Genomic DNA, 12655 nt, shown 5'->3' on the forward strand with positions numbered 1-12655 from the left:
CAACTCGTGACCTAGAATCAGATTGGAATAAAACCGTAAAGCAGAAATAGAAAAAGCCCGAACATTTCTGTTCGGGCTTTTCAATTTGGAGCGACGCGACCGGCTAGGACACGGGGTCAACTCGTGACCTGATGTCTCAAGCTTTAGTGTGTTTCAGATGCGAAAAAGGCTCATCATTTCTGATGAGCCTTTTTCAAATTGGAGCGACACACGAGGTTCGAACTCGTGACCTCAACCTTGGCAAGGTTGCGCTCTACCAGCTGAGCTAGTGTCGCATTTGCTTTATCAATGTAAAGACTTGTAGATGGTGCCCCGGGCCGGACTTGAACCGGCACAACGCGAACGTCGAGGGATTTTAAATCCCTTGTGTCTACCAATTCCACCACCAGGGCACGCAATTCTTTATTGCGATGCCGATTACTGAAAAGTAAAACACCATCTTATGTTGACGCCAATCAACATACAAAATTTGGAGCGACACACGAGGTTCGAACTCGTGACCTCAACCTTGGCAAGGTTGCGCTCTACCAGCTGAGCTAGTGTCGCATTTCATTATTATTCTCTTAAACAAGAGAGATAATGGAGGCGCCTCCCGGAGTCGAACCGAGGTCCACGGATTTGCAATCCGCTGCATAGCCACTCTGCCAAGGCGCCTTAGTAATTCCAATCAAATCGCTCATTGCCATCCTCTTGGGTACGGGGTGCATTCTACGGATTCGAGCGGATGAGTCAATAATATTTTTGTATTTTTAATTCGTTTGAATAGATTTCATACTAAACGGGCTAAATAGCTGACTTTATGTGCAAAACACACTGTGTATCGGCTATTCAAAAGAGATCTATATCACATTAGATATCCAAGTATTGATTATTTGACCTAAGGTTAAAGATCAAAAAAGCGAGCCTTAGCTCGCTTCTTCATCAATGGTGTTTTTCGTCTAACAAATCGTCTTTGGCAGCCATTAAGTATTGTGCCATTGACCAGTAGGTTAGAATCGTTGCAACGTAGAGCGCGATATAGCCAACCCAAATCATCCAATCGTCATAGCGCCAGATAAGCACCCACAACGCGAACATCTGAGAAACCGTCTTAACTTTACCGACCCAAGAAACCGCTACGCTTGCACGTTTACCGATTTCAGCCATCCATTCACGAAGTGCAGAGATGATGATCTCGCGAGCTATCATGGTCACAGCTGGGATAGTGACCCAAATTGAGTGGTAATGCTCGGTAATCAAAATAAGAGCCGTCGCCACTAGTACTTTGTCTGCGACTGGGTCAATAAAGGCACCAAAACGAGACGTTTGTCCTAGCTTACGAGCAAGCATGCCATCTAACCAGTCAGTAAAACCCGCTACCCAAAAAACCATCGCTGCAGCAAAAGGAGCCCATTGGTAAGGTAGGTAAAAAACAACAACGAATACTGGGATCAAAAATAGTCTCAGTAAGGACAAAATGTTAGGTATATTCAAACGCATATTATTGGGCTCTTATTAATTGCGCTTTAATGGTGCGGGATTTTTACTATTGTTTCAATGCTTGATAAATGTTTTCTGCCAAAGAATGACTAATGCCCGGCACTTTGGCTATTTCTTCAACAGTTGCACGCTTGAGTTCTTGTAAGCCACCCATGTATTTCAGCAAAGCTTGGCGACGCTTCGGTCCTATCCCTTCAATTCCTTCCAAGGCACTGGTTCGACGCGTTTTACCGCGCTTCGCTCTATGCCCTGCAATCGCATGATTATGGCTCTCATCACGAATATGCTGAATAAGGTGCAAGGCTGGTGCATCACTTGGCAAATTAAACTCTTCCCCTTCAAGGGTAATGAGAGTTTCTAAACCAGGTTTACGCGTCACGCCTTTTGCAATACCCATCATTCTCGGTCTGAACGGCCAATCTCCCCAATATTGAGAGATAATCTCATGAGCACGATTAAGCTGACCTTTACCACCATCGATAAAGATAATGTCTGGGATCTTATCAACATCAAGCTGCTTCGAATAACGTCTCTCAAGCGCCTGAGCCATTGCTGCATAGTCATCACCACCGGTAATGCCTGTGATGTTGTAACGACGATACTCAGGCTTAACAGGGCCTTCTTGGTTGAACACCACACAAGACGCGATGGTACTTTCACCCATGGTATGACTGATATCGAAACATTCCATGCGCTTAATTGCATCCATCGACAGCACTTCTTGAAGTTCTTTGAAACGCTGATTAATCGTCATCTTGTGATTAATCTTAGTGGTAATCGCCGTTAACGCATTGGTATTCGATAGCTTAAGGTAGCGGCCACGAACGCCAGAAGGGTTAGTATTAAAATGGATCTTACGACCCGCCACTTCACATAAAGCGTCCTGAATAGGAGTGACGTCTTCCATCAAATCAGCGTTCAGAATCAAACGAGTTGGAATGGTTCTCGCCTCATTATGGGCTAAGTAATACTGGCTTAAGAAGCTAGAGAAAACCTCTTCACGCACTGTATTGTTTGGGATCTTTGGAAAATGACTTCGACTACCCAAGACTTTACCTTGGCGAATCATCAAGATATGAATACACGCCACGCCATTTTCTTGTGCAAAGCCAAGCACATCCATATCTTCCATGGAATCGTCAGATACATATTGCTGCTCTTGTACTCGTCGAATCGCTTGGATCTGATCACGGAAAGTCGCAGCTTGCTCAAAGCGGAGCTCACGGCTTGCTGTGTCCATCTTCTCGATAAGCGTTTCCAGCACTAACTTGTCTTTTCCTTGCAGGAACAAACGAACATAGTCGACCAGTTCGCCGTACTCTTCATCAGAAATGATTGAGCTGACACATGGTGCAGCGCAGCGACCAATCTGATACATCAAGCAAGGACGAGTTCTGTTGGCATAAACCGTGTCTTCACACTGGCGAGCGGGGAAGATTTTTTGGATTAGGTGTAGCGTCTCACGCACAGCGCCGGAGTCAGGGTAAGGACCAAAGTATTCACCTTTTTTCTTTTTAGCTCCACGATGCATCGATAAACGAGGATGCTTGTGACCACTAATAAAAATATAAGGGTACGACTTATCATCACGCAGGAGCACGTTGTATTTCGGCAGATACTGCTTGATGTAGTTGTGCTCAAGGATAAGAGCTTCGGTTTCCGTATGCGTTACAGTGACATCGATCTTGTCAATGTTGCTGACTAAAGCGCGTGTTTTTTCACTGTCGACTTTTTTACGGAAATAACTAGAAAGGCGTTTTTTGAGGTTCTTTGCTTTACCGACATAAATAACGACAGCCTCAGCGTTATACATTCTATAAACGCCGGGCTGCTCGGTTACTGTCTTGAGGAATGAGACTGAGTCAAACAAGTTGGTCACTATACGATCTCAGTGTTAAAGGGTCTCAGTATCTAACATTCCATGTCTAATCGCTAAGTGCGTTAGCTCTACATCGCCACTGATATCCAGTTTGCTGAACAAACGGTAGCGGTAACTATTCACTGTCTTAGGACTTAGATTGAGTTGTTCTGAAATATCCGTCACTTTCTGACCTTTGGTAATCATCATCATGATTTGAAGTTCACGTTCAGATAAGTCTGCGAATGGATTTTCAGACGCAGGCGAGAATTGGCTCAAAGCCATCTGCTGCGCAATTTCTGGTGAAATGTATCGTTGGCCGCTGTTGACCACACGAATTGCATTGACCATTTCATCCGGACCTGCACCTTTAGTAAGGTAACCAGCAGCTCCAGCTTGCATCACTTTAGTTGGAAACGGATTTTCCGTATGAACAGTTAAAACGATGATTTTAACATCAGGGTTGAAACGCAAGATTTTCTTGGTTGCTTCTAAGCCACCAATACCAGGCATATTCATATCCATCAAAATAACGTCAGTATTGTTAGTACGACACCATTTTGCAGCATCTTCACCGCTTTCAGCTTCCCCTGCTACGTTCATTCCACGGACGTCTTCAATAATACGTCGTATCCCTGTGCGAACCAGCTCGTGATCATCTACAAGGAAAACATTTATCAAACTTGTATCTCCACACTATTAATTGGCTCTGCAACCACTGTGTCGTTTCATCTGTTTGAAACAATCGGACAAAGGAACAGTGGATCGCAGCATTGAGTACATCTTAACTTAATTACTAAAGAAAAGCTCTGTTGAATATGTGCTGAAACACTAACTTTAGCAAGTACTTATTTATAAAAAGGTACGCTAAAAACACAAGCTTTCACTAAAAATCAACCAGTTAAAACAACACCCAATAAAATTACATAAGATAAAGATATTTTCAATACCATTAAATGGCCATTCTCGACAATTTCACTTTTTTGCTTACAGAGTCCCGTTATTTACTGCTACTAACGAGTATTTAATGACTATCTTTGCAGCCTATTGTGCGTAATCTGGCGCTAGATGATAGTATTCACTCCCCCGTATCAATAGGTTATTACATTGGATATTCAGCAAGGCTTTGTACTTACAAGACAGGCGAGAGATTTTTCAGGGCGAACACAGATCGACTTGTGGTTAAGCACACCTGAAGGCCCTACTCTTCTGACTATTCAAAACGAAAAGCCAGTATTTTTTGTTGCTCAATCTGATGTAGCCGCATGCGAATCGATTGCAGCCAAAGAGTCCATTGAGTGCCAGTTTAAACCTCTTGAGCTCGCAACTTTCGACCAAACCCCTCTCGCGGCTTGTTATACAACACTATCGAGAAGCAGCTTGGGATTAGCACAAGCCTTCAACAACGAAGAAATCCAGACTTTTGAGAGCGATATTCGCCTTGCGGATCGATTCCTAATGGAACGTTTTATCAAAGGAAGTATCGAGTTTACTGGTACGGCTGTGCAAAAGAATCAGCATCGTCGAGTCTCCAATGCCAAGTGCAGAGCGGGCAATTACTTACCAACATTATCGATGGTTTCTCTGGATATTGAATGTTCAGAGAAAGGCGTGCTCTACTCCATTGGCTTAGACAGTCCAATGGATAGCCGAGTGATTATGATTGGTGATCCACAGCAAGCTGAAACCAATATCCAATGGGTCGCGAATGAAAAAGCGCTGCTTGAAGCGATGATCGCATGGTGCTCTGAATTTGACCCAGACATCATCATTGGCTGGAACGTCATCGACTTCGACTTCAGGCTCTTGCACAAACGGGCGGAATGGAATGAAGTTAAGCTCAATATTGGTCGAGATAATCAACCTAGCTTCTTCCGTAGCTCTGCACAAAGCCAACAAGGCTTCATAACCATTCCCGGGCGTGTCGTTTTGGATGGTATTGATATGTTGAAGACAGCCACCTATCACTTTCGTTCCTGGTCGCTTGAGTCGGTTTCACGGGAACTGCTTGGTGAAGGTAAAGATATCCATAACGTCCATGATCGCATGGATGAAATTAATCGAATGTTCAAGTTCGATAAGCCTTCATTGGCTAAGTACAACCTGCAAGACTGTGTGTTGGTAAATCGAATCTTCGAACACACCCACCTACTCGATTTTGTTATTGAGCGCTCTCGCTTGACCGGAGTTGAGCTAGACCGTGTTGGCGGCTCTGTTGCAGCCTTTACCAATTTATATTTACCTCAGATACACAGAGCAGGCTATGTTGCCCCTAACCTAGAGCCTGAGAACTGGATTGCTAGCCCCGGTGGCTACGTGATGGACTCCATCCCTAATCTTTATGACTCGGTACTAGTGCTCGACTTCAAGAGCCTATACCCGTCTATCATTCGCTCGTTTTTGATTGACCCTATGGGGCTAATCGAAGGGTTGAAGTTGGAAATCGGCCCAGCAGAAGACCAAGCCGTTGATGGTTTTCGCGGTGGGCAATTTCACCGCACCAAACACTTCTTACCAGAGATGATCGAAAACCTTTGGGCTGCACGTGACGTTGCAAAGAAGAACAACGAAAAAGCCTTCTCTCAAGCCATTAAGATCATCATGAACTCTTTCTATGGCGTGTTAGGTTCATCTGGTTGCCGCTTCTTTGATACTAGGTTGGCGTCATCAATCACGATGCGTGGTCATGAGATCATGAAGCAAACCAAAGTTCTGATCGAAGACAAGGGCTACCAAGTAATTTATGGGGATACCGATTCGACCTTCGTATCCCTCAATGGCAGTTATGACCAAGAGCAAGCCGACGAGATTGGCCATCAACTGGTGGCTTATATTAACAACTGGTGGACTGAACACCTGAAAGAGACCTATAACCTGACCTCAATTCTTGAACTAGAATACGAGACTCACTATCGCAAATTCCTGATGCCAACCATTCGCGGCTCGGAAACCGGTTCGAAGAAGCGCTACGCAGGTTTAATCAATCATGGTGACCAAGAGAAGATCATTTTCAAAGGACTCGAAAGTGCACGAACAGACTGGACACCACTGGCACAACAGTTCCAACAAACCTTGTATGAAATGGTATTCCACGACCAAGATCCGACCGACTACGTAAGGCAGTTTGTTGATGAAACTTCAGCAGGTAAACATGACGATTTACTGGTTTACCAGAAGCGTTTGCGCCGCAAGCTGCATGAGTATCAAAAGAACATCCCACCACAAGTTCGAGCAGCTAGAATGGCAGATGAGGTCAATGCAAAACTAGGACGCCCACTTCAATACCAAAACAAAGGACGTATTGAATACTTGATTACCTTGAATGGCCCAGAGCCTAAAGAGTATTTGAAGAGTGGTATCGATTATCAGCATTACATCGATAAGCAGATTAAGCCGGTAGCTGAAGCGATTTTGCCTTTTATTGGATTAGATTTTGAGCGAGTTAGCGGGCAGCAATTAGGTTTATTCTAAGATTATTGTCTGAGTTTAATCAGAAAAAAAAGCAGAGGAATGTTCAATTCGCTCTGCTTTTTTTAATCTGTATAGTATGAATCTCTACCCTATTCGAAATTCAGTTTTCTGGTACTGCTTAACCAGCCATTCCCCAAACCCATCCAGAATGCCGATCACTGAACGTTTCGGAATCAGTCGACCTGAAAGTAAAATACCCAACCTTTGAATTTCGACTTCTCTATCTGGATGATATTTCAAGAACTGTTGACCACACTCGACAGGATTATCGAACCAAGACTTATCACGGTACATCACCAAAGAGTAACTCGCTCGCAGCAGTTTCTTGGCGATGATCACTTGCGCTGCGACTTGCTGTTCAGGCGTTGCTGCTCGTGCAATTTTGTTTCGATATACCGCTAACCAGTTTTCAATGTCCATATTCCAATGCTTGGCAATTTCCCAACTGGTTTCAAAATCACCATAACAATCTGATAGATCTTCACCGTATATACACACCGATAGATGCTTGAGCATAAAGCCCCATGTGAAGATATTATCGAAGTCGACAACGTCACACACCAAAGTGGTTTTTATTGCCACCTGAGTGACTTGAGGAAAGCTCTTTTGGAAACGCCATTTGATGGTGTTTAACAACGTGGTTCGCTGATCCGGAAACGGACGGTGTGTCACCACAACCACATCAAGATTTGAGCGACCAGCTACGGCTTGCTTACGAGCAACACTGCCATAAATATAGACACTGTGAAGATTAGAACCTAACCCACCTTTTAAGAAGGTAATCAGATCGTTAACCACAGGTTGGAATTCAGATTGAAAAGGCTGTGTAGGGTCAATAACAGGTAACTGCATAGGTCGTTTCGGCAAATAAAATCATGATTTAACTGTGACTCTATGATCGCTTAGGTGACTTTATGATTCAAGCTATTCCTATTTATAGCATCTCCGAGATATAATTAGCGGATAGACCCACTAAGGACAAACACAAAATGCCTAGAGCAAGTGAAATTAAAAAAGGTTTTGCTATCACTGTAGAAAGCAAAACAGTCATTGTTAAAGATATCGAAGTAACAACACCAGGTGGCCGCGGCGGTCAAAAGATTTACCGTTTCCGTGGTAACGACGTAGCAACTGGCGTGAAAACTGAAGTTCGCCACAAGGCTGACGAAATCGTTGAAACTATCGACGTAACTAAGCGTGCAGTTATGTTCTCTTACGTTGATGGCAACGAGTACATCTTCATGGACAACGAAGATTACACACAATTCATCTTCAACGGTGAAACTATCGAAGACGAACTACTGTTCATCAACGAAGACACTCAAGGCATGTACGCTATCCTTATCGACGGCAACGCTGCAACACTTGAACTACCAACATCTGTTGAGCTAGTTATTGAAGAAACTGACCCTTCAATCAAAGGTGCATCAGCGTCTGCTCGTACTAAGCCTGCTCGTCTTTCTACAGGTCTTACTATCCAAGTACCTGAATACATCGCGACTGGCGACAAAGTAGTAGTAAACACTGCTGAACGTAAATACATGAACCGCGCAAGCTAAGATATTTATTATGACCGAAGCTAACGACCTAATGTCTTATGACGACGCAATTGATACTGCATACGACATCTTCCTAGAGATGGCACCCGATAACCTTGAACCTGCAGATGTGATTCTATTCACGGCTCAGTTTGAAGACCGTGGCGCTGCAGAGCTTGTTGAAACAGGTGATGATTGGGTTGAACATGTTGGCTTTGAAGTCGACAAAGAAATCTACGCAGAAGTGCGCATTGGTCTTGTGAATGAAGCTGATGACGTTCTAGACGACGTATTTGCTCGCATGCTAATCAGCCGTGACCCAGAGCATAAGTTCTGTCACATGCTGTGGAAGCGCGACTAATTCGACTGCTGACGCTCAACTTCATGAGTAAACAAGCACCCATGTAAACGAGTTAAAAATCTAGCCGAGCCACTTGCTCGGCTATTTTTATCACGCTACTTCCCTGCATGAGCACTCTCTTTCATTATCAACTTTATATTCACTGATATGACCAAAGCAAAAACAGATACACAATCCAAGGGCTATGCCTGCATTGGCCTAGTTAATCCAAAGACGCCTGAAAACGTAGGCTCTGTAATGCGAGCGGCTGGCTGCTACGGCGCTAACTCTGTGTTCTATACAGGCACACGCTACGATCATGCGCGAAAATTCAATACCGATACCAAAGAGAAGCACTTAGAGCTGCCACTGATTGGCGTTGAAGAGCTGAAAGACATTATTCCAGTAGGCTGCGTGCCTGTGGCCGTTGATCTGATTGAAGGTGCGAAGCCTCTACCTGATTACAAACACCCACCGCGCGCGTTTTATATTTTTGGCCCAGAAGATGGCACACTAAAGAAAGAGATCACTGATTTCTGCCGAGACACGATTTACGTTCCAACCAATGGCTGCATGAACCTCGCAGCATCTGTGAACGTGGTGCTTTATGACCGCTTGGCGAAGGGTGACAACTTTTCGAATCATAAGTAGAAGATACGAGATACGAGCGCGTACACGAAAGGCATGCTTACTGCGTTTATGGAAGCATGCTTTCGATACTCGATTACTCGCATCCCGCATCTTCTTTTTGCTTAGATGTAAAAAAACCTGCTCAATGAGCAGGTTTTTTAGTATTCAGTGCTTTAAGACAATGAAGCTTTAAGCTTAAGAAGTCATGTAATTACTGACGTGTTCTTGGCTTAGCTGGTTTAGCCGGACGACCATTGTTCATCTTTGGCTTGCTTTTGTTAGCCTGAGGCTTGCCTTTCGCTGCTGGAGCACCACGACCTGAATCAGGTGTTGTAGTACCACGAGTAGCTGGCTTCTTACGTTTAGCTTGATTGCTACGGCCTTTTGGAGCATTTGCGCGCTCTTCGTGACGCTTAACAGCACGACGAATTTTCTGGCTACGAGAACGCTCACGCTTACGAGAAGTGTTTGAAGGATCAAGATCCAACAGTGTCTCTTTCTCAGGCTTAAGTTCTACAAGCTCACGCAGGTAGTTTACTTCTTGAAGATCTAGCTCTTTCCAACCGCCACGAGGCAGTTTCTTATCAAGGTAGATATCACCGTAACGTACACGTTTCAGGCGGCTTACTGTTGTTTCTTGTGATTCCCAAAGACGACGAACCTCACGGTTACGACCTTCGTTAATCGCTACGTAGAAAGTATGGTTCATACCTTCACCACCAGCGTAAACCACATCTTCGAAACGAGCCATGCCGTCTTCTAGTTCAACACCGCGCACAAGGTTCTTAACCTTCTGCTCAGTAACTTCACCAAATACACGTACTAGGTATTCACGCTCAACCTGACGGCTTGGGTGCATTAGACGGTTTGCAAGTTCACCATCAGTAGTAAAAAGCAAAAGACCAGACGTGTTCGCATCAAGACGACCAACCGAAATCCAACGAGAACCACGGATCTTAGGTAGACGATCGAAAACTGTGCGGCGACCTTCAGGATCATGACGAGTACATAGCTCACCTTCAGGTTTGTAGTAAGCAAGTACACGACAAACCACTTCTTCAGACGCTTTGCCTGAAACAGTATGGCCATCGATACGGATCACTGAGTTCTCGTCTTCAAGACGCTCGCCCAGTTTCGCAACTTGCCCGTTAACACTTACACGGCCAGATTTGATTAAACCTTCTAGTTCACGACGAGAACCGTGACCAGCTCGCGCTAAAACCTTCTGTAATTTTTCGCTCATTTACTCTTTTCTACCTAATTGTCGTCTTCACAGACGTCGAATGAATTTTTCGCGACCAAATCGCGGTCGCGTATTATCGCAAATTACCTGCCAAAAAGCACTTGTTATTTACTTATGGCAGGCGCTCTGTATCGTTACAGACTGTTAACCAGTAATGCGATTATTCAAACGGCGCTGGATCACCGGCACCACGGCGTAGAATGACAGCATCATCGTCGCTGAAGTCAATCACTGTGGTCGGTTGTTCACCTAAGTAGCCACCATTCAAAATAACATCAACAGCGTGTTCTAGGCTGTCGCGAATTTCTTCTGGGTCCGACTCTGTTGTCTCATTACCCGGTAAGATAAGAGACGTAGACATCAATGGCTCACCCATCGCTTCTAACAGGTCTAGAGCGATCTTGTTGTCTGGTACACGAATACCAATGGTTTTACGTTTCGCGTTCATCAAACGCTTTGGCACTTCTTTGGTCGCTTTAAAAATAAACGTGTAAGCACCTGGCGTATGAGCCTTCAGCAGACGAAAAGCAACGTTATCTACTCGGGCATACAGTGACAGTTCAGACAAGTCACGGCATAACAGAGTGAAGTTATGCTTGTCGTCGATACGACGAATCTTACAAATACGTTCTAGTGCTTGTTTGTTCTCAAGCTGACAACCCAGCGCATAGCCTGAGTCGGTTGGATAAACCACTACACCGCCGTTACGAACAATCGCAACCGCTTGGTTGATTAAGCGTGCTTGTGGGTTATCTGGGTGTACATAAAAAAACTGGCTCATTATTGATCCTCGTTATCGAATCTCTCGACTCTATCATCAGAAGGAGCTGCTTCACCTAGATACTGTCATCGTTATCTGATGGTGAAACTGTTTGAAACTCCCAATCTTTCCATACTTCTTCGACCCCAGAAGGTAGCCAGAGATTACGTCCAAGTTCCATCCAAGGAGATGGATAATGGAAGTCACTGCCTTGGGAGGCTAATAGTTTGTATTGTATAGCATAATCGGCAAGAGTGCGTCGTTCTTGTTGTGCTTGTTGCGGTTGCGCCACTTCCATCGCGTCACCTTTTGCTTCAACAAACGCAGTCAATAGACGCTTAACCCACTTAGCGGTAAAGCCATATCGCCCTGGGTGCGCTAATACCGCTTGTCCACCAGCGGCGTGAATGGCTGTGACAGCATCACTCATTGAACACCAAGTTGGCGGCACATAACCTGGGTTATTACGTGTTAGGAACTTCTTGAATACTTGCTGCATGGTTTTCGCGTAGCCGTTATCAACCAACCATTTAGCAAAGTGAGCGCGGGTGATCGGAGCATCGCCAGCAATCAGCTTCACCTCTTCTAGCACCCCTTCACGGGTTGCTTTTTCAAGGCGCTGAGCAATCAGTTCTGCACGGCCAATGCGGTGCTGCTTCTGTTGTTCAATGAGAGCTTTCAGTTCTGGAGACTCAGGGTCAACGTTTAAACCAACAATATGGATATCTTTGTTTTGCCATACTGTGGAGATTTCGATGCCATTAATCAGCTGAATTGGAAGATTGTTATCCGCAATATAGTTGCGCGCTTCAGCAAGCCCATCAGTCGTATCATGATCTGTAATCGCTAGCGCTTCGATGTTAAAGCTCAGCGCTCGGTCAATTAGCTCAGGTGGAGTAAGTCGGCCATCTGAGGCTGTTGTATGACTATGTAGATCAATTCTCATATATTCTTTTTCATTGTTTTCAATTTTTATCGTTATATTTGTGTCAACACACTTGACCCGCAAGTGAAAAACTAGTTAACTAGTACACAAATACGAAGTGTCACATTTGATAGGTTCACCATGTTACAAGAATTTAACCAAGACCATAAAGATAAAGTTTTAGAACTTTCTTCAGTAGAAGCAAGTTCAGAGCTTAATTGGTGGCGCACTTGGACAAGTTCTTGGTGGGCTAACGTATACTTCTAATTAAACAGTTTGTTTATAAAAAAGTTATCACTAAGCCCGCTTCCATAGCGGGCTTTTTAATTTGTCGAACATCTCACATTCAACTGACTAACAAATCATCGAATTGACCATATTCTAGATTGGGTGAAAGGTATCTTTATGCGA

General features: G+C 44.4%; 12 protein-coding genes, 4 tRNA genes and 1 other annotated feature. Of the genes, 5 read left to right on the forward strand and 11 right to left on the reverse strand.

Annotated features, from left to right (window positions below):
- Positions 1-199: 199 nt before the first annotated feature.
- The 7 genes from BTO10_RS16095 to uvrY all read right to left on the reverse strand — a co-directional run bounded on the left by BTO10_RS16095 (position 200) and on the right by uvrY (position 4018).
- Positions 200-275, reverse strand: a tRNA-Gly gene (locus BTO10_RS16095).
- A gap of 30 nt (positions 276-305) precedes the next feature.
- A tRNA-Leu gene (locus BTO10_RS16100) sits at positions 306-392 on the reverse strand.
- Between the two features lie 78 nt (positions 393-470).
- Positions 471-546: transfer RNA gene (locus BTO10_RS16105), tRNA-Gly, on the reverse strand.
- A 34-nt stretch (positions 547-580) separates the two neighbouring features.
- Positions 581-654, reverse strand: a tRNA-Cys gene (locus BTO10_RS16110).
- A 267-nt stretch (positions 655-921) separates the two neighbouring features.
- Positions 922-1479, reverse strand: coding sequence for a CDP-diacylglycerol--glycerol-3-phosphate 3-phosphatidyltransferase (gene pgsA / locus BTO10_RS16115; protein WP_004741263.1), 558 nt, complete (start codon positions 1477-1479; stop codon positions 922-924).
- Positions 1480-1525: 46 nt separating this feature from the next.
- On the reverse strand, positions 1526-3358 hold the full coding sequence (gene uvrC, locus BTO10_RS16120) for an excinuclease ABC subunit UvrC (RefSeq protein ID WP_105025223.1): 1833 nt from the start codon (positions 3356-3358) through the stop codon (positions 1526-1528).
- A 15-nt stretch (positions 3359-3373) separates the two neighbouring features.
- Complete coding sequence (gene uvrY, locus BTO10_RS16125) at positions 3374-4018, reverse strand: UvrY/SirA/GacA family response regulator transcription factor (protein ID WP_004729778.1); 645 nt, start codon at positions 4016-4018, stop codon at positions 3374-3376.
- A 426-nt stretch (positions 4019-4444) separates the two neighbouring features.
- Between uvrY and BTO10_RS16130 the strand changes: the two genes are divergently transcribed.
- Entirely contained in the window at positions 4445-6808 is a 2364-nt protein-coding gene (locus tag BTO10_RS16130) for a DNA polymerase II (RefSeq protein ID WP_105025224.1), read from the forward strand.
- 84 nt (positions 6809-6892) lie between these two features.
- Here BTO10_RS16130 and BTO10_RS16135 read toward each other — a convergent pair whose 3' ends face one another.
- A complete protein-coding gene (locus BTO10_RS16135) occupies positions 6893-7660 on the reverse strand; it encodes a nucleotidyltransferase (RefSeq protein ID WP_105025225.1) in 768 nt (255 codons plus the stop codon).
- Between the two features lie 137 nt (positions 7661-7797).
- Here BTO10_RS16135 and efpL point away from each other — a divergent pair, with 137 nt between their 5' ends.
- From efpL to BTO10_RS16150, 3 genes are all read left to right on the forward strand, one after another.
- Entirely contained in the window at positions 7798-8367 is a 570-nt protein-coding gene (gene efpL, locus BTO10_RS16140; RefSeq protein WP_004741259.1) for an elongation factor P-like protein EfpL, read from the forward strand.
- Between the two features lie 10 nt (positions 8368-8377).
- Positions 8378-8707, forward strand: coding sequence for an HI1450 family dsDNA-mimic protein (locus BTO10_RS16145; protein ID WP_004741258.1), 330 nt, complete (start codon positions 8378-8380; stop codon positions 8705-8707).
- 147 nt (positions 8708-8854) lie between these two features.
- Positions 8855-9337: an RNA methyltransferase gene (locus BTO10_RS16150; protein WP_105025226.1), complete on the forward strand. Its 483-nt coding sequence runs from the start codon at positions 8855-8857 to the stop codon at positions 9335-9337.
- Between the two features lie 190 nt (positions 9338-9527).
- Here BTO10_RS16150 and rluB read toward each other — a convergent pair whose 3' ends face one another.
- The 3 genes from rluB to rnm all read right to left on the reverse strand — a co-directional run bounded on the left by rluB (position 9528) and on the right by rnm (position 12265).
- Complete coding sequence (gene rluB / locus BTO10_RS16155) at positions 9528-10559, reverse strand: 23S rRNA pseudouridine(2605) synthase RluB (RefSeq protein WP_105025227.1); 1032 nt, start codon at positions 10557-10559, stop codon at positions 9528-9530.
- 160 nt (positions 10560-10719) lie between these two features.
- A complete protein-coding gene (locus BTO10_RS16160) occupies positions 10720-11340 on the reverse strand; it encodes an L-threonylcarbamoyladenylate synthase (RefSeq protein ID WP_004741255.1) in 621 nt (206 codons plus the stop codon).
- A gap of 55 nt (positions 11341-11395) precedes the next feature.
- Complete coding sequence (gene rnm / locus BTO10_RS16165) at positions 11396-12265, reverse strand: RNase RNM (RefSeq protein WP_004741254.1); 870 nt, start codon at positions 12263-12265, stop codon at positions 11396-11398.
- 120 nt (positions 12266-12385) lie between these two features.
- Here rnm and BTO10_RS16170 point away from each other — a divergent pair, with 120 nt between their 5' ends.
- Positions 12386-12511 (forward strand): hypothetical protein, encoded by a 126-nt coding sequence (locus BTO10_RS16170; RefSeq protein ID WP_004741253.1) that lies wholly within the window; start codon positions 12386-12388, stop codon positions 12509-12511.
- Positions 12458-12572, forward strand: a sequence feature (Trp leader region). Its footprint overlaps the gene before it by 54 nt.
- The last annotated feature ends 83 nt before the right edge of the window (positions 12573-12655 follow it).

The organism is Vibrio chagasii (assembly GCF_002954585.1).
Lineage (GTDB): Bacteria > Pseudomonadota > Gammaproteobacteria > Enterobacterales > Vibrionaceae > Vibrio > Vibrio chagasii_A.